The organism is Cohaesibacter sp. ES.047, from assembly GCF_900215505.1.
GTDB lineage: Bacteria > Pseudomonadota > Alphaproteobacteria > Rhizobiales > Cohaesibacteraceae > Cohaesibacter.
Genome location: NZ_LT907844.1, coordinates 72,189 through 88,874 on the forward strand (window position 1 = coordinate 72,189; position 16,686 = coordinate 88,874).

A 16,686-nucleotide genomic window follows, 5' to 3' on the forward strand; every position below is an offset into this window, starting at 1 on the left:
CAATCAAATAAATAATTCCAATTTTTATTATAGGTGAAATCTATAATGCGCCCCTATGAACAACGCTTTCCGTGGAATCTGGACTGGAACCTTTTGCGTACATTCATGGTTGTGGTTGAACAAAAGAGCATTACCAAAACCGCAGATTTCCTTGGCTTGAAGCAACCCACGGTGAGTGCCGCCCTGAAACGTCTGGAGGAGGCAACAGGGCACAAGCTGATCGTGCGCAAACCGAACGAATTCAAGGTCACGGAAACCGGAAAAATTCTCTACAACGAGTGTTCTTCGATTTTTGGCAGCGTCTCGCAGTTGCCCTCTCTCCTGGAGCGGGATGAAGATGAACTCAGCGGGCATATCGCCATTGTCGTCGCGAGCCATGTGGTCTGCCCACATTTCGACGAGGTTCTGGCCGACTTTGCCGACCGCCACCGCAAGGTGACCTTTTCCATTGCTGTGGCGGACAGCGAGGAAATTGTCAGCAGCGTTCTGCAGAACCGGATCAGCTTCGGCATCTGCCTGCTCAACGACCTGTCCCGGCCACTCGATAATCCCGTGCTGTTTCGCGAGTTTTTCGGCCTCTATTGCGGACCAAGGCACCGGCTATTTGGCAAAACGGACATCAAACTGTCCGACCTTGCGGGTGAACGCAGTGTGTCGTTTCAAACCGAAGTGGAAGGGGGGCCGCTTGAACCGGTGATCGGGTTGCGCGCGCATGTGCAGGCCGAAACCCTTTGGCAGGGAGTGTCATCCAATCTGGTCGAGATCCGCAGGATGATCGTCGCCAACATCGGGATCGGCGCCCTGCCTGTTCATGTGGCACGGCGCGACGTGGAGCGGGGGCTGTTGCACCAGTTGCCGCCCTATGAGGACTTGCCGGTGGTCGATGTTTATCTAATCACCAGCCCCAAGCGGCGCTCCAGCGATGCGGAAGCGGAATTTTTGCGCCTGTGCAGGGAGAAGATTTTCAGCTTGCCCCTTGAGGAGCGCACCTTTCGCTGAATGAAGAGCGGCCCCCCGCGTCGGCGCAGCGTCATGCGCCCTCTGCTTCACTAGCCAACGGCTGCGGTGATGGGCGGCGTTTCTTGCCGGAAGGCATCGGAATCGGCCTCTCGGGCCTGTTTGATTGGCTGAGGCGAATCCTCAGAGGTGATGATCCGCCGGTTCAGAGCACCAGCCGCGATCAGGGCATCCATGGAGGACGGACGCCCCAGAAAGAAGCCCTGCCCTGCATCACAGCCTTCGGCGCGCAGAACAGCCAACTGATCACTTGTCTCGATTCCCTCTGCCAGAACGGGAATCTCAAGGCTGTTACCGAGCGCCAGCACCGCGCGGACGATGGCCTTGCACTGACGGTCACGTTCGATGCCACTGACAAAAGCCTTGTCGAGCTTGATCTTGTCGAACGGAAATACACGCAAGACGTCCAACGATGAATAACCGGTGCCGAAGTCATCAAGCGCGATACCAACACCAAGATCCTTGATCTGACGCATGATATGAAGCGAGCGAACCCTGTCCTCAACCAACGCTGTTTCGGTCAGTTCCAGTTCCAGACGGTGCGGTGAAAGCCCGGTTTCCAGAAGAACCTCATGGACCAATTGGGGTAGGCGCGGATTCGTGAACTGAACGGCGGAGACATTGACAGCCACCCGATAGCCGGGCTCCCATTGGGCAGCATCGCGACAGGCGCGCCGGAGCACCCAAGCCCCGAGCGGCGCGATGAGGCCGTTTTCCTCTGCCACGGGAATGAATTCTGCTGGCGAAATCGGCCCCTTCTCCGGGTGCGTCCAGCGCAGAAGGGCCTCGAAGCCCTGAACCTCGTCCTTACCCGCCTCATCAGTCGCCAAGGAAACCTGCACCTGATAGTGGACTTCAAGCTGGTCTCTTTCGAGCGCCAGACGCAGCTCATCGGCAAGCTTGTGCCGTTCTCGCAACTTGGTTCCGATTTCGGCATCATAAAAGCCGATACCATCCAGAAAATTGTCCTTGGTGTGGCACACGGCAAGCTCTGCGTTGCTGACCAGCTCATCAAGTTCTCTGGCATCATCCGGCCAAACGGCTGCGCCAAAACTGGCATTCATTTCGATTTCGCTGACGCCCAGTTCCACCGGACGTCTCAGCGCTCCGGCCAGTCTCTCAGCAAAGGCGACCAGTTCCGATCTGTCGGAGAAGGTCTTAGCGGCAGCGAACTCATCTCCACCGATGCGCGCAATCATCTCGCCGTCCCACAGAATATCACTCATCCGCCGGGACAAGACGCGCAAAACTTCGTCGCCCGCAGCGTGGCCCATGCGTTCATTGATGTCCTTGAAGCGATTTAGATCCAACCCAATGACGCCCAGCTTCCGCTTGTCGGCGATTGCATCATCAAGCTTCTCAATGAGAGAGCTTTTGAAGCTGGAGCGGTTTTCCAGTCCGGTCAACGGATCGTGCACGGCCAGATAGTGCAGCTCGTTCTGCGAAGCCTCGCGCAGCTTGGTGTCGATGAGATAACTGGTGATGCCCGCGCTGAGAATGATGGTCGTGAGCACCGAGACGGCCAGTGCCAACGCGATCACCGCATGCATATCCGTTTTTGGAAATGATGAGATCATGGGCGTGACCGTCAACGCTGTCATGCCGGTGAAATGCAAGGCGAAAAAGCCCAAAACCATCAGACCAACAGCTGCGGCGAGCTTTTTGTTGCTCGCCTTGCGTTGCCAGATCAGCATCAGGGACAAAGCCCCCAAGACAACCGGGATCGCGATGGAAGCCACGACATAACTGACGTTCCACTCAACGAAAGCGATGATGCGATAGGCGAACATACCGGTGTAGTGCGTCGCCGCGAAGCTGCCGCCGGTCAAGGCGCCTCCGATTGCGGCGAAAAGCATGTGCGGGCGATAACCACTGACTACGAAGCTGATACACAGACCAACTACGGCAATGACAAGGGACAGTACAGTCAGGGTCGGATCAACCGAGATCGGTGCCTTGGGATCGTAGGCAAGGACGGCGACAAAATGGGTTGCCCAGATTCCGCCACCGCCAGCAACAGCCGCCAAAAACTGCCAACCGAGACGCTGCGAGCCATGTGCCGAGACGCTGCGTTGCAACAAACGCAGCGTTATAAAGGATCCAAACAAGCAGATGATAACTGCCAGCCCGACAAGCGGGATATTATGCTGCGTAAAGATGCAATTCAGAACTTTCAGCATCGCGATATCAGCATCGCGATATAAGATCCAATAGTTTACTAATCGTATTTGACTACTAACCAATAAAAGTTACAGATCTATTGCTTGGCGACTTACAGGTGGCCATGAAACGGCGCCGAGCGGCCGCATCGTCTTTTTTTACAATCTTTTCAATGTGATGGTTAAAAAACGGTTTCCACCCAGCAGGCCAAGGCAGGTCGAATGGCCGCATCGATTAGCCGTCATTTGGCCGTTCCGGTCAACGGCTGGCGGTAATGTCGGACTTGAGGGATGGCCCGGACCCAGTTACCAATAGGCCAATCACAGCTCGCAGCAGTCGATGCTAAATACCATACCAGACGTCAGGGACCCCAGACCATGCCCGCGGACACGACCATCTTCGATGCCATGCACGAGACCATCTCCTTCCAGACCGCCCCCAAAAGCATCCGCATGATCACGCAGGAGGTCGCGCAATGGGTCAACAGCGTCGGCGCGATATCGGGAACCGTGACTGTCTTTTGTCAACACACATCGGCTTCGCTGTCTATACAGGAGAATGCCGATCCGACGGTCCGCGAGGATGTCGTGCGCTATTTCGACGACATCGCGCCGGAGGATCGCTATTACGAGCATTCCTATGAGGGACCGGACGACATGCCCGCCCATCTCAAGACCATACTGACGTCAGTCAGCCTTACCATACCCGTACAGAATGGCCGGATGGCGCTGGGCACCTGGCAGGGGATCTATTTCATGGAGCATCGCGCCCATCCTCATCGCCGCCAGTGCCACCTGACCTTCACCGGCCTGCGCCAAGCGTGATCCTTACTCGCCGCGTCCTTTCTGGCAGCCTCACACGCTTACGGAGGCCGCTTCGATGGCCTCTGTCATGATTTCAAGACCGCGGTCGATGTCTTCATCGCTCACGGTCAGCGGCGGCGCGATGCGGAAGACGCCGCCCATGCTGGGCATCTTGACGATGTTCATGGAGAGGCCGCGCTGCATGGTCTCTTCCATGATCCGCGCTCCGATCTCGAAACCGGGAGCCTTGGACTGGCGGTCCTCAACCACCTCAAGGCCCAACAACAGGCCCCGTCCACGCACATCACCCACGCATTCAAAGCGCTGCTGAAGCGCTAAAAGGCCATCCTTCAAACGCTTACCACGCTCAAGGGCCTTTTGCTGCAAGCCGTCTCGGGCCACCACATCAAGCACGGTGACTCCCACCGCCGCTGGCAGGGGGTCAGAGACATGGGTTGTGTAGAACAGGAAACCCTTGTCATGGGCTTTTTGTTCGATTGCCTCGCTCGTCTGAACCGCAGCGAGCGGCAATCCTGCGCCGAGGGTCTTGGACAGGCTCATGATGTCCGGGGTCACCCCATCGCGCTGGAAGGCAAACATGTCGCCGGTGCGCCCGATGCCCGTCTGGGCTTCATCAAGGATGAGCAGCATACCGCGCTCCTCGCATTTCTGCTTCAAGGCTGCGAGATAGCCCACCGGCAGATCGATGATGCCGCCGCTTGACAGGATCGGCTCGGCAATGAAAGCGGCCAGTGATCCGGTAGACTGGCGGTCGACGAGTTCGAACGCATCATCCAGCTCTGTCTGCCAGTCAAGACTACCATCTGCATGCTTGAAGCGCGGACGATAGGCGTTAGGGGCGGGAATGGCGAGCGAGCCGACGGACGCCGGGCCATATCCGCTGCGCCCCGCACTGTAGGTGGCAGAAGCAGCGGCGCCGGTCATGCCATGCCAACTCTGGGCAAAGGCCACGATTTCGTGGCGACCGGTGACCAGCTTGGCCATGCGAATGGCCGCTTCGTTGGATTCGGCCCCGGTGGACAGCAACATGACCCGATCAAGGCCGGGAGCGAGCGCTGCGAGCCGCTCAGCCAAGGTGACCACGGGGCGCGAGAGCATGCCGGAGAAAAGATGAATGGAAGATTTGCTCTGCCGATCGATGGTCTCCAGAATGTCGGGGTGGGAGTGTCCCAGCACCGCGCTCATCTGACCAGAGGTGAAATCGAGAATGCCGCGCCCGTCCGCATCATAGACGTAACTGCCCTCTGCCCGCTCGACGATGATCGGCTCGAAGGATCCACCATAGCGGATCAGATGCTTGCGGGCAGCGGCCCAGAATTGCGGATCATCGTTCAGCGACATGGTCTCTTCCTTCGGGGCTCATCCTTGGGGGGCTCATCCTTGGCGATTGCGTTTAAAAAGCTCTAGCAGTGCTTGTGCATTCAGGCAAATTGATTGTGTTTCGCTTTGCCATCCGTAAAGCCGATAACCATGCGCAGCTTTTGCCTCAGCGCCTTGACCAAAGGGGATCAGAAGCTCGTTCGCATGCGGTAGCCGGGACGATAGATCAGGCGGACATGGGTGATGGGATTTTCCTGATACCAGGTGCTGCGCTCTGTCGCGAACAGCGCGTAGCCTTCGGCAACGTCGAAGGTGCGCGCCAGTTTTGCATCGGCCTGAACGGCAAAAAAGCTCAACTCGCCACCCGTATAGGGGGCATTTTGCACCAGCCATTCATTGGCGCTGATCCGATCCAGATTGAAATCGGCAAAGTCCGGCACCGCAACATGATTGGTATAGCGCTCTTCATGGATATAAGGCTGATTGTCCGAGAAATGCATTGTTTCAGTGTAGATCAACGGCGTGTCGTCCGCCACACGAAAGGCGCCAGCCAGAAAAGCAGGCCTCTCTCTCTGGTCGCGGATCAACAGGGAATGGCGATAGCTCGAGCCCTTGCTTTCAACTTCCTCGCGAATGATGGGAATGGTGAAGACCGCCTTGTGCGGCGGGTTGATGGCCACGCGGGTACCGGCCTTGCGCTTGCGGGTGACGATCCCTGCGGTTGCCAATTCGCGCAAAGCCCGGTTGACCATGGTGCGGCCACAGTGGAATTCTTCGGCGAGGTCCGCCTCGTTGGGGATCAGCGCACCGGGCTGCCAGACGCGCTCATTGATGCGCCGGACCACTTCGTCACGGATCTGCCGCCAGCTGTTTGCCTCACGCACCGTCAAAATTCCTGCCTCAGCTTTCTCATCACCTGCCGATAGGTATCGCGAATTGCCTCGCCTCTGATGTGCATCCCATTTTTAACCAGATGACGCCCGGCCGACCAAACATCAGTGACCAGCCTGTCGTCGGCAGCAAAAAGGAACATGTCGAGGATTTCGTCGCCCTTGACACCGTCCAGCATCAGGGAGGCGCCATCAAGTGCGAGGAGATCGGCCCAAGCCCCGGTCTCGATCCGCCCTGACGCGCGGCCCGCCGCTTGTGCGCCACCCGCGACAGCAGCCTCGAAGAGAACGCGCCCGGTGGACTGCTGCGTCGTTGCGACACTGGCGCGGCAGTGGTCCCTGAGGCGCTGGGAATATTCCAGAGTGCGCAGCTCCTCGCTCAAGGAAATGCGGATGTTGGAATCCGAGCCAATGCCGATGCGACCACCCTTGGAGAGGTAGCGCACCCCGTTGAAGATGCCATCCCCAAGGCTCGATTCCGTAATCGGGCAAAGCCCTGCGACAGCGCCCGTCGCGGCCAGCGCGTCCGTCTCTTCATCGGTCATCTGGGTGCAATGAATAAGACACCATTTCTCATCCACCTGATGATGATTGAGAAGCCATTCGGTCGGGCGCGCGCCCCAAGCGGCCTTGACTTCCTCAACTTCCTTAACCTGCTCAGCCAAATGCATGTGCAGTGGTCCGTCACCGACCAGCCAGACGGCATCGCGCAGGGCCTCTTGCCCCACGGCCCGCAAAGAATGGGGCGCAACACCGATCCGGCTATCCACCGGCAGGTTCGGCAGCATTGCTGTGGCTTCCTGATGCAGACGGGCGAAGCGCTCGAAATCATTGCCAAAGCGGATCTGGCCGGGGCCGAGTGGTCGCATGTCGCAGCCGCCATATTGATAGAGCACCGGCAGGAGCGTCAGTCCGATGCCGCTTTCCTGCGCTGCCGCGCCGATCCTGTGGGACAATTCCGCGAGCGCGGCATAGGGCGTGCCATCCGCCTGATGATGCACATAGTGGAATTCAACGTTGCATCCATATCCCGCCTCGAGCATTTCCATTTGCACAAAGGCGGCGATGGCTTCAATATCTTCCGGTGTCAGGATATCGAGGAAGCGATACATGATCTGGCGCCAGGTCCAGAAAGTATCGAGCGGCTCGGCGCCGCGGCGTTCGCTCATGCCTGCCATGGCGCGCTGGAATGCGTGGCTGTGCAGATTGGCCGGGGCGGGCAGAAGGATCGGAACCGTGTGATCTGGCGTGCTTGGCAATGTGGTGAGATCGGCATCGGTCCGGGTCGAAACAATGCGCCCTGCGTCATCGATATCGACGAGTACGCCGTTTTTCCAACCGTCCGGCAAAAGCGCCGTTTCTGCATATATTTTCATCAAAAAACCACTTTCACTTTGCACCACTCAAGATCTGCCCCGAAATTCAGCAGCTTTACTGTCATCGCGTTGACAGTCAAATTATTATGTGCATATATATTCTCATAAAACACGATTTAATCAAGCATGGATCGGCACCTGTGACACATTTCATCCTGAAAAATGCCACGTTGGCAACCATGAAGCCGGGCAAAACTGCCTATGGCCTGATTTCGGACGGTGCACTCGCCATCAAGGATGGGCTGATTGCCTACTGCGGCCCGGATGCAGAGTTGCCCAACGCGTATGCCGACTGGCCGCAAAAGGATCTTGGCAGTTCGCTGATCACCCCCGCTCTTATCGATTGCCACACCCATGTCGTTTTCGGCGGCAACCGGGCGCGCGAATTTGAAATGCGTCTTGAAGGGGCCGAGTACGAGGAGATTGCACGGGCTGGAGGCGGCATCGTTTCGACCGTCACCGCGACGCGATCCGCAAGCGAGGAAGAGCTGCTGGAAAGCGCCCTGCCTCGGGTTGACACCCTGATCGCCGAAGGGGTCTCGACCCTTGAAATCAAATCCGGCTATGGCCTTGATATCGAGAGCGAGCTCAAAATGCTGCGGGTGGCCCGCCATATTGGCGATTTGCGCGACATTACCGTCAAAACCACCTATCTCGCCGCCCATGCGATGCCGCCAGAGTATAAAGGCAAGCCGCAAGGCTATCTTGATGATGTCGTCCTGCCCGGCCTTGAAAAAGCCCATGCAGAAGGGCTGGTGGATGCGGTGGATGGCTTCTGCGAAGGCATCGCGTTCCAGCCTGATGAAATTGCTCAGGTTTTCGACAAAGCCAAGGCTCTGGGCCTGCTGGTCAAACTGCATGCCGAACAGCTCTCCAATCTGGGGGGCGCAGCGCTTGCCGCCTCCTATGGTGCATTGTCTGCCGATCATCTTGAATATCTCGACGAGGCGGGCGTCAAAGCCATGGCCGAGGCGGATACAGTTGCGGTTCTGCTGCCCGGTGCCTTCTACACCTTGCGCGAGACGCAAAGCCCTCCGGTGGATCTCATCCGCCAGCATGGGGTCAGCCTTGCCATCGCAACGGATTGCAATCCCGGCACATCGCCCCTCACCTCTTTGTTGCTGACGCTCAACATGGCCTGCACCCTCTTCCGTCTGACGCCTGAAGAGGCGCTCATCGGCACGACACGCAATGCGGCCAAGGCGCTCGGCCTTTCTGATCGCGGCATGCTCTCCGAAGGCCTCAGGGCAGACTTCAATATCTGGAACGCGGCCCATCCGGCCGAGCTTTGCTATCGCATCGGTTTCAATCCCCTCACCAAGCGCTATTTCGGAGGCACCCCATGCGTTCAGTAACGCTTGTTCCCGGCACGGTCACTCTGACCGAACTCGAAGCCATCTATCGCGATGGGCTTGCGGTGATGATCGATCGCAGTGCCCGCCCTGCCATTGACGAAGCAGCCGCGCGTGTCGCTGCGGCAGCCAATGGCAATGAGGCGGTCTATGGCGTCAACACTGGTTTTGGCAAGCTTGCCAGCGTCAAGATAGCCCCGGAAGATACAGCCACCCTTCAGCGCAACCTGATCCTGTCCCATTGCTGCGGTGTTGGCGACGAGCTTGATGCGGCCACCGTGCGGCTGATCATGACCCTCAAACTCCTGTCGCTTGCGCGTGGGGCGTCGGGCGTGCGTTGGGAAATCCTCGAACTGATCGAGGCCTGCCTCGCCAAGGGCGTCACGCCAGTCATCCCCAGCCAGGGGTCGGTTGGCGCATCGGGCGACCTTGCGCCGCTGGCGCACATGACCGCCGTCTTGATCGGCGAAGGTGAAGCCACCTTTGAAGGAGAGCGCCTTTCCGGCGCTGAGGCGCTCGCCAAAGCGGGCCTTTCGCCCGTCATCCTTGGCCCCAAAGAGGGGCTTGGCCTGATCAACGGCACGCAGGTATCAACCGCCTTTGCGCTGACCGGTCTGTTCGGTGCCCTGCGCATGGCCGAAGCCTGCCTTGTCACGGCGTCTCTATCGACGGATGCGATCATGGGGTCAACCGCCCCGCTGCTGCCCGAAATCCATGCCCTGCGTGGTCAGCCCGGCCAGATCGAGGTCGCGGCCATCATGCGCGACCTGATGGACGGCTCGGAAATCCGCGAGAGCCACCGCGAGGGCGATGCCCGGGTTCAGGATCCCTATTGCATTCGCTGTCAGCCGCAGGTGGTTGGCGCCTGTGTCGATCTCTTGCGTATGGCGGGCAACACCTTGCGCATCGAAGCCAATGCCGCAACGGACAATCCGCTTGTTCTTATTGAGGCAGACCGGATCGTCTCGGGCGGCAATTTCCATGCCGAACCGGTGGCCTTTGCTGCCGACCAGATTGCGCTCGCAATCGCCGAAATTGGTGCAATTGCCCAGCGGCGCGTCGCTCTGATGGTCGATCCAACCCTGTCGTTCGATCTGCCGCCTTTTCTTGCCAAGGATCCGGGCCTCAATTCCGGCCTGATGATCGCCGAAGTGACGACCGCAGCCTTGATGAGCGAGAACAAGCATCTGGCGAATCCTTGCTCGACCGACTCAACCCCGACGAGCGCCAATCAGGAAGATCATGTGTCCATGGCAGCCCATGGTGGACGCAGATTGGGCCGCATGGTCGAAAATCTTTCAAACATTCTGGGCGTTGAGCTTTTGTGTTCAGCTCTGGGCGTCGAGTATCGCGCGCCGCTGAAAACCAGCCCTCAGTTGCAATCCATCCTGTCAAAACTGCGTCGTCAAATCCCCTGCCTGGATACTGATCGATACCTCGCACCCGATCTGGCTACCGCAAGCCGGTTGATCAGCAGCCGTGAATTGGTCACAGTGGTCTCCGTTAACTATTTGCTTAGCTTGGAGGTGCCACATGGAACCGTTTGACGTTATCGAGGGCGACAGTCCAATTATTCTTGGCCTGCCGCATGTGGGGACATTCATCCCCGAAGACATCTGGAACAAGCTCAACGACACTGGCCACATCATGGCCGACACCGACTGGCACGTAGATCGACTCTATGCCGATCTTCTTCCCAACCTGACGATGGTCAAGGCCAACTTCCATCGCTATGTGATCGACGCCAACCGGAATCCGGAAGACGAAACGCTCTATCCGGGGCAGAACACCACGAGCCTCTGCCCGACCACCGACTTCGATGGCACGCCTATCTACCATGAAGGCATGGAGCCGGATGCCGAGGAAACCGAGCGGCGGCTTCAGAGCTTCCATGCCCCCTATCATGAAGCACTTGCCGCACAGATCCAGCGCGTAAAGGACAAGCACGGCGTTGCGATCCTTTATGATTGCCATTCGATCCGCTCGCACATCCCGTTCCTGTTCAATGGCAAGCTGGCTGATTTCAATGTCGGCACCAATTTGGGCACGACTTGCGACTTGCGCATCGAAGGGTCGGTATCTGGCCATACGAGCGCGGCGGACGGATACACCTCGGTTCTCAATGGCCGCTTCAAGGGCGGCTGGACCACACGTCATTATGGTCGACCCGAAGAAGGTGTCCATGCCATTCAGATGGAATTGGCACAGGACACGCATCTGGTCGCAGAATTTCCACCCTTTGATTATGATGAGCAGAAGGCCTTCCGCCTGCGCGCCCACTTGAAGGCGATCCTTTATGATCTGGAAGCGCTGGCCCCTGATCTGCTCATGTGCGAACTCGAGACCTAAGACCTGAGGAGATCACGATGGTTGATCGTCGCCACAATGCCCGCGACATCTTTCCGCCAACCGGCACCGAGCTCAATGCCAAGTCCTGGCTGACCGAAGCGCCCTTGCGGATGTTGATGAACAATCTGCATCCCGATGTCGCCGAACGTCCCCATGAGCTTGTGGTCTATGGCGGGATAGGGCGGGCAGCCCGGACGTGGGACGATTTCGATCAGATCGTCGAGACCCTCAAGACTCTGGATGAGACCGAGACCCTTCTGGTGCAGTCCGGCAAGCCGGTTGGTGTGTTCCGCACCCACAAGGATGCGCCGCGCGTCCTCATCGCCAACTCCAACCTCGTGCCGCACTGGGCCAACTGGGATCATTTCAACGAGCTCGACAAGAAAGGTCTGGCCATGTTTGGCCAGATGACGGCTGGCTCTTGGATCTATATCGGGGCGCAAGGCATCGTGCAGGGCACCTATGAGACCTTTGCCGAGGCAGGACGCCAGCATTTTGGCGGAGACCTTAAGGGCAAATGGATTCTGACCGGTGGTCTTGGTGGCATGGGCGGCGCTCAGCCGCTGGCGGCCGTGATGGCCGGGGCCTGCTGTCTTGCCGTGGAATGCGATGAAAGCCGCATCGATTTCCGCCTGCGCACGCGCTATGTCGACGAAAAGGCGCATACGCTTGATGAAGCCCTCGCCATGATCGATGAATGGACCAAGGCAGGTGAAGCCAAGTCCGTCGGCCTTGTTGGCAACGCAGCTGACATCTTCCCCGAACTGGTGGCACGCGGCATCAAGCCCGACATCGTCACCGACCAGACGTCGGCCCACGATCCCATCCATGGCTACCTGCCCAAGGGCTGGTCCGTTGCCGAATGGCGCGAGAAGCAGGAGAGCGATCCCAAGAGCGTTGAAAAAGCCGCCCGCGCCTCGATGCGCGAACATGTGGAAGCCATGGTGGCCTTCTGGGATATGGGCATCCCCACGCTCGATTACGGCAACAATATCCGTCAGGTGGCGCTGGACGAAGGGTTCGAGAATGCTTTCGCCTTCCCCGGATTTGTGCCCGCCTATATCCGGCCTCTGTTCTGCAAGGGCATCGGCCCGTTCCGCTGGGCCGCCCTGTCCGGCGATCCGGAAGACATTTACAAGACCGATGCCAAGGTGAAAGAGCTGATCCCTGACGATCCAAACCTGCACAATTGGCTCGACATGGCCCGCGATCGCATTTCCTTCCAAGGGTTGCCAGCACGTATCTGTTGGGTCGGTCTTGGGCAGCGCCATCGTCTCGGCCTTGCCTTTAACGAAATGGTCCGCACCGGCGAGTTGAAGGCCCCTGTCGTGATCGGTCGCGATCATCTGGACAGCGGCTCGGTCGCCTCGCCCAATCGCGAGACCGAAGCCATGAAGGACGGGTCGGACGCGGTGTCCGACTGGCCCTTGCTCAATGCCCTGCTCAACACCGCCTCTGGCGCAACATGGGTGTCGCTGCACCATGGTGGCGGGGTCGGCATGGGCTTTTCGCAGCATTCGGGCATGGTTATCTGTTGCGACGGCACAGACGACGCCAAGGAACGCATTGGCCGCGTTCTCTGGAACGATCCGGCAACGGGCGTGATGCGTCACGCCGATGCCGGTTATGAAATCGCACTTGATTGTGCAAAAGAGCACAATCTAAACCTTCCCGGGATCCTTCCGGGCAAATAATAGAATAAAAACAAAACCAATCACCTCTCAGATAAATTTTCAGGAGAACAGAACTCATGAAACGGACCTTCTTCAGCCTCGTTGCTGCTGCAGCCTTCGGTCTTGGCCTTGCCAGCACCGCGCAGGCCGACCTTCTGGCCGACATCAAGGCCAAAGGCAAAATCGTCGCCGCAACCGAAATGCATTTCGCTCCCTTCGACATTCTCAAGGATGGCGAATATCAGGGCATCTGCCACGACCTCTTCTCTGAAGTGGCCAAAGAGCTCGGTGTCGAAGTGGAATTCCTCGATCTGCCATGGCAGTCGATCCTTCCGGGTCTGGAAGCTGGCAAGTTCGACATTGTCAATGCGCCTGTGACCATCACCGCAGAGCGCATGAAACGCTACAGCTTCACCCTGCCCATCGGCAACGCGACCGTTGCTCTGGCCAAGAAAGCTGGCGACGACAGCATCTCCAAACCTGAAGACATTGCAGGCAAGGCCGTTGGCTCGCAGAAAGGCTCGGCACAGCTCGAGCAGCTCAAAGCCTTCTCCGAAACCCTGTCCTCGCCAGTTGATGCGCGTGAATATGTCAACATCGATGAAGCGCTCGCCGACCTTGCTGCTGGCCGTATTTCTGCCGTTGCCAACTCTGCGCCGCTGATGGGCTATGCCGCCGTCCAGCGCCCCGGCCTGTTCGAAATGGTCATGCCTCCATTCGGTGATCCGAAGTTCTTCGGTTGGGTTGCACCGGCTGGCGAAGACTCCGCGTCCCTTGTCGCTGCAATCAACGACGCTATCCTGAAAATGCATGAAGATGGTCGCCTCAAAGCGATCAACGAAAAATGGCTCGGTACCGCGCCTGAGCTGCCGACTTCCATGCCGGACGTCAAATAACAAAAGCCGCAAGCGCCCGGAAGGTTTCACTTTCCGGGCGCACCTCTTTGTCCGCCTCCTGTTTCGGAAGCCAGTCCGCTTTCGAGGCCACAGCGACCCGGAGGCTCACGACGCCCAACAAGAGGCGTTCGAGCGCTTGCGGATCGAATGGATGATGATGAGATGAATTTCTCGTTCGAAACAATCTGGCACAATCTGCCCTATCTGTTGGCCGCCGCGCGCTGGACGATCCTGATCTCTGTTGCCGGCATGGCAATCAGTCTGGTCTGGGGCACCTTTATCTGCGCGGCCCGCCTGTCCAAGGGGCCGATCCTTAGCGCCGCCGCCAAGGTCTATATCAGCTTCTTTCGCGGTGTGCCGCTTCTGGTGCAGCTGTTGATGTTCTACTACATGCTCCCCTACATCGGCCTCGACCTGCCCGCCATTCAGGCGGCCATTCTTGCGGTTGGCATGTGTTCGGCGGCCTATACCGCCGAAATCCTGCGCGGTGCGCTGCAATCCATTCCTGCTGGCCAGACTGAAGCGGCCTATGCGCTCGGCATCCCCTATTTCTCGCTCTGGCGCCGCATATTGGTGCCGCAAGCCGTTCGCATCGGCCTGCCGTCCCTCATCAACGAGTTGATCCTGCTGGTCAAGGTGTCCTCGCTGGCGTCGGTTGTCGGCATTGGCGAATTGACGCGCATTTCGCAGAATATCACCGGCGAGACCTATCGCCCGCTCGAGATCTATATCACCGCAGCGGTGATCTATTTCGTCATCAACTGGGTCCTGTCCCTGCTCGGTCGCTATGCCGAGAAGAAACTTCAGGTCGGATAGGAGGACCCCATGGAATTTGACCTTTTCATTCGTTATGGCCCTGCGCTTCTGTCCGGTTTCGGCGTCACGATCCTGTGTTGGCTCGTCGGCTCGATCGGAGGGCTTATCGTGGGCTTCGTTCTTGCGGCCCTACGGCGCTGGGGACCAAGGGTCATCGGCTGGGTGATCTATGCCTATATCGAAGTGATCCGCGGCACGCCCTTCATGATCCAGCTGTTCATTCTCTATTATGGTGGCCCCTATATCGGGCTGGTGCTCTCGCCTGTTCAGGCCGGGATTCTCAGCTTCATCGTCTATGGCAGCCCCTATTTTGCAGAGATCTTCCGGTCAGGCTTCAACGCCATCCCGATTGGCCAGATTGAGGCTGCGCGCTGCGTCGGCATGTCCGAAAAACGCATTCTTTGGAAGATTATCCTGCCGCAGATGCTGGTGCCGATCACAGCACCGCTGACCAACTTCTTCATCATTCTGACCAAGGAAACGGCCATCTTGTCGGTGGTTACCGTGCCTGAGCTTCTGTATCAAACCCAGACCATGGCCGCGGAGACCTTCACGTTCGTTGAGCCTTTCCTTATTCTGTCCCTTTTCTACTGGCTGATGGTGGTTGCCTCCAGTTGGCTTGGTGCGCGCGTCGAGGAACGCGTCACCCGTCATCTCAAGCGCGCCTGAAATCACGAGGTTTCCCCATGTCCGAGACCAAAGTCCCCGAGACCAATGCTCTCAACACTGCCGACACCAAAGCTCATGAGGCCAGCGATGCAATCATCACGGTTCGCAACATGAGCAAATATTTCGATGATTTCGAGGCCCTGCATGACATTTCGGTGGATGTGCACCGCTCCGAGGTGCTCTGTCTCATCGGGCCATCCGGCTCGGGCAAGAGCACGCTCTTGCGATGCCTGAACTTTCTGGAAGCCTATGATGGCGGCGAGGTTCGGCTCGATGGAGAACTGATCGGATGGCGTGAAGGCAGCCACAGCAATCCGCGCAAGGCCGTTTCCGCCGAGGCCCTGCGCAAGCAGCGCCAGAACATCGGCATGGTGTTTCAGCATTTCCACCTCTGGCCGCACATGAGCGCCCTCGACAACGTCGCCGAGGCGCTGGTGAGCGTGAAAGGCATGAAGCGGGAAGCGGCACGCGAGAAGGCAAAAGAGTCGCTGACCAAGGTGCATTTGTCGGACAAGGTGGACAACTATCCCGCCAATCTCTCGGGCGGTCAGCAGCAGCGCGTCGCCATCGCCCGTGCCATCGCCATGGAGCCTCGGGTGATGCTGTTCGACGAACCCACCTCGGCCCTTGATCCCGAATTGGTGGGCGAAGTGCTGTCGGTGATGAAGGAAATGGCCAACGAAGGCATGACGATGGTTGTCGTCACGCACGAGATGGGCTTTGCTGCGCATGTGGCCGACCGGGTGGCGTTTCTCGACAGCGGGCGTCTGGTGACCTGCATTCCGCCCGTAGAGATGTTCGGCAAGGAGCCGGATGACCCCCGCGTGCGCTCGTTCCTTCAGACCTATCGCGAACGCAACGTGGTCTGACGCCGGGATCTATTTGACGATCAGCAGATTGCATGGTGCCAGCCGGGCGATGTGTGCGGTGACCGGCCCGGTCACGCCACTTGTAGCGTCCGGGCTGTGGCCGTTGAGCACGATATAGGCTGGCTTGAGCTTTTCGGCGAGAAGCAGGATCTGCTGATGCACACCGCCCTTGAGCACATGGCGGGACACGAACTCATCTGAAAGTCCCGCTTGCCGGATGACCCCCACCAGCTCCACCTTGACGTTCGCAATGGTGTCCTTGAGGACTTCCTCGACCAGAAACGGCTTCACATAATCATAAAAGCCATAGGCCAGCACGAAGCAAACATGGATTTCTGCGTCGCATGCCTCGGCCAACAGCTTGGCCTGCTTCAAGGCCCTGACCGCACTGTCGCGATGCTCGATATCAATCGCCACGAGTATCTTGTTGACCATGACGCGCTCCCCGCTCAAGTCACATTCAGATGGGGCGGTA

15 protein-coding genes are annotated in these 16,686 nt (G+C 58.4%); 10 read left to right on the forward strand and 5 right to left on the reverse strand.

Translation table 11 applies throughout. The features are described from left to right. Positions 1–45: 45 nt before the first annotated feature. A complete protein-coding gene (locus CPH65_RS00360; RefSeq protein ID WP_096171624.1) occupies positions 46–999 on the forward strand; it encodes a LysR family transcriptional regulator in 954 nt (317 codons plus the stop codon). Between the two features lie 50 nt (positions 1,000–1,049). On the opposite strand, the gene CPH65_RS00365 is transcribed toward CPH65_RS00360, so the two are convergent. Beyond that, positions 1,050–3,197 (reverse strand): bifunctional diguanylate cyclase/phosphodiesterase, encoded by a 2,148-nt coding sequence (locus tag CPH65_RS00365; RefSeq protein WP_096171625.1) that lies wholly within the window; start codon positions 3,195–3,197, stop codon positions 1,050–1,052. Between the two features lie 357 nt (positions 3,198–3,554). On the opposite strand from CPH65_RS00365, the gene CPH65_RS00370 reads away from it, so the two are divergent. Beyond that, positions 3,555–4,001, forward strand: coding sequence for a secondary thiamine-phosphate synthase enzyme YjbQ (locus tag CPH65_RS00370; RefSeq protein ID WP_197703927.1), 447 nt, complete (start codon positions 3,555–3,557; stop codon positions 3,999–4,001). A 30-nt stretch (positions 4,002–4,031) separates the two neighbouring features. Here CPH65_RS00370 and CPH65_RS00375 read toward each other — a convergent pair whose 3' ends face one another. The 3 genes from CPH65_RS00375 to CPH65_RS00385 all read right to left on the reverse strand — a co-directional run bounded on the left by CPH65_RS00375 (position 4,032) and on the right by CPH65_RS00385 (position 7,587). After that, positions 4,032–5,342: an aspartate aminotransferase family protein gene (locus CPH65_RS00375; RefSeq protein WP_096171626.1), complete on the reverse strand. Its 1,311-nt coding sequence runs from the start codon at positions 5,340–5,342 to the stop codon at positions 4,032–4,034. A 167-nt stretch (positions 5,343–5,509) separates the two neighbouring features. Then, positions 5,510–6,205 carry a GntR family transcriptional regulator gene (locus tag CPH65_RS00380; protein WP_197703928.1) on the reverse strand — a complete coding sequence of 232 codons (696 nt, stop codon included), beginning with the start codon at positions 6,203–6,205 and terminating at the stop codon, positions 5,510–5,512. Between the two features lie 2 nt (positions 6,206–6,207). Beyond that, positions 6,208–7,587: a formimidoylglutamate deiminase gene (locus CPH65_RS00385; protein ID WP_096171628.1), complete on the reverse strand. Its 1,380-nt coding sequence runs from the start codon at positions 7,585–7,587 to the stop codon at positions 6,208–6,210. Between the two features lie 179 nt (positions 7,588–7,766). On the opposite strand from CPH65_RS00385, the gene hutI reads away from it, so the two are divergent. The 8 genes from hutI to CPH65_RS00425 all read left to right on the forward strand — a co-directional run bounded on the left by hutI (position 7,767) and on the right by CPH65_RS00425 (position 16,211). Next, the gene (gene hutI / locus CPH65_RS00390) at positions 7,767–8,942 is read left to right on the forward strand and encodes an imidazolonepropionase (RefSeq protein WP_244574679.1); all 1,176 of its coding nucleotides are present in this window, start codon (positions 7,767–7,769) and stop codon (positions 8,940–8,942) included. Next, on the forward strand, positions 8,930–10,486 hold the full coding sequence (hutH, locus tag CPH65_RS00395) for a histidine ammonia-lyase (protein ID WP_096171630.1): 1,557 nt from the start codon (positions 8,930–8,932) through the stop codon (positions 10,484–10,486). Before hutI ends, hutH begins: the two co-directional genes overlap by 13 nt. Beyond that, positions 10,473–11,288 carry an N-formylglutamate deformylase gene (gene hutG, locus CPH65_RS00400; RefSeq protein ID WP_096171631.1) on the forward strand — a complete coding sequence of 272 codons (816 nt, stop codon included), beginning with the start codon at positions 10,473–10,475 and terminating at the stop codon, positions 11,286–11,288. The genes hutH and hutG overlap by 14 nt, the downstream gene beginning before the upstream one ends. Before the next feature lie 17 nt (positions 11,289–11,305). Continuing rightward, positions 11,306–12,982: a urocanate hydratase gene (gene hutU / locus CPH65_RS00405; protein ID WP_096171632.1), complete on the forward strand. Its 1,677-nt coding sequence runs from the start codon at positions 11,306–11,308 to the stop codon at positions 12,980–12,982. A gap of 56 nt (positions 12,983–13,038) precedes the next feature. Beyond that, on the forward strand, positions 13,039–13,857 hold the full coding sequence (locus tag CPH65_RS00410) for a transporter substrate-binding domain-containing protein (RefSeq protein WP_096171633.1): 819 nt from the start codon (positions 13,039–13,041) through the stop codon (positions 13,855–13,857). A gap of 147 nt (positions 13,858–14,004) precedes the next feature. Further along, on the forward strand, positions 14,005–14,673 hold the full coding sequence (locus CPH65_RS00415) for an amino acid ABC transporter permease (protein ID WP_244574496.1): 669 nt from the start codon (positions 14,005–14,007) through the stop codon (positions 14,671–14,673). Between the two features lie 9 nt (positions 14,674–14,682). Further along, complete coding sequence (locus CPH65_RS00420; protein WP_096171634.1) at positions 14,683–15,342, forward strand: amino acid ABC transporter permease; 660 nt, start codon at positions 14,683–14,685, stop codon at positions 15,340–15,342. 110 nt (positions 15,343–15,452) lie between these two features. Next, a complete protein-coding gene (locus CPH65_RS00425) occupies positions 15,453–16,211 on the forward strand; it encodes an amino acid ABC transporter ATP-binding protein (protein WP_305764024.1) in 759 nt (252 codons plus the stop codon). A 9-nt stretch (positions 16,212–16,220) separates the two neighbouring features. Here CPH65_RS00425 and CPH65_RS00430 read toward each other — a convergent pair whose 3' ends face one another. After that, complete coding sequence (locus CPH65_RS00430) at positions 16,221–16,646, reverse strand: universal stress protein (protein WP_096171636.1); 426 nt, start codon at positions 16,644–16,646, stop codon at positions 16,221–16,223. Positions 16,647–16,686: the final 40 nt, after the last annotated feature.

Coding starts and splice junctions, on each gene's coding strand:
- hutI (WP_244574679.1), top strand. CDS start 7,767: ATGAAGCCGGGCAAAACTGCCTATGGCCTGATTTCGGACGGTGCACTC.
- CPH65_RS00385 (WP_096171628.1), bottom strand. CDS start 7,587: ATGAAAATATATGCAGAAACGGCGCTTTTGCCGGACGGTTGGAAAAAC.
- CPH65_RS00415 (WP_244574496.1), top strand. CDS start 14,005: ATGGATGATGATGAGATGAATTTCTCGTTCGAAACAATCTGGCACAAT.
- hutH (WP_096171630.1), top strand. CDS start 8,930: ATGCGTTCAGTAACGCTTGTTCCCGGCACGGTCACTCTGACCGAACTC.
- CPH65_RS00410 (WP_096171633.1), top strand. CDS start 13,039: ATGAAACGGACCTTCTTCAGCCTCGTTGCTGCTGCAGCCTTCGGTCTT.
- hutG (WP_096171631.1), top strand. CDS start 10,473: ATGGAACCGTTTGACGTTATCGAGGGCGACAGTCCAATTATTCTTGGC.
- CPH65_RS00360 (WP_096171624.1), top strand. CDS start 46: ATGCGCCCCTATGAACAACGCTTTCCGTGGAATCTGGACTGGAACCTT.
- CPH65_RS00375 (WP_096171626.1), bottom strand. CDS start 5,342: ATGTCGCTGAACGATGATCCGCAATTCTGGGCCGCTGCCCGCAAGCAT.
- CPH65_RS00370 (WP_197703927.1), top strand. CDS start 3,555: ATGCCCGCGGACACGACCATCTTCGATGCCATGCACGAGACCATCTCC.
- CPH65_RS00430 (WP_096171636.1), bottom strand. CDS start 16,646: ATGGTCAACAAGATACTCGTGGCGATTGATATCGAGCATCGCGACAGT.
- CPH65_RS00420 (WP_096171634.1), top strand. CDS start 14,683: ATGGAATTTGACCTTTTCATTCGTTATGGCCCTGCGCTTCTGTCCGGT.
- CPH65_RS00365 (WP_096171625.1), bottom strand. CDS start 3,197: ATGCTGAAAGTTCTGAATTGCATCTTTACGCAGCATAATATCCCGCTT.
- CPH65_RS00425 (WP_305764024.1), top strand. CDS start 15,453: ATGAGCAAATATTTCGATGATTTCGAGGCCCTGCATGACATTTCGGTG.
- hutU (WP_096171632.1), top strand. CDS start 11,306: ATGGTTGATCGTCGCCACAATGCCCGCGACATCTTTCCGCCAACCGGC.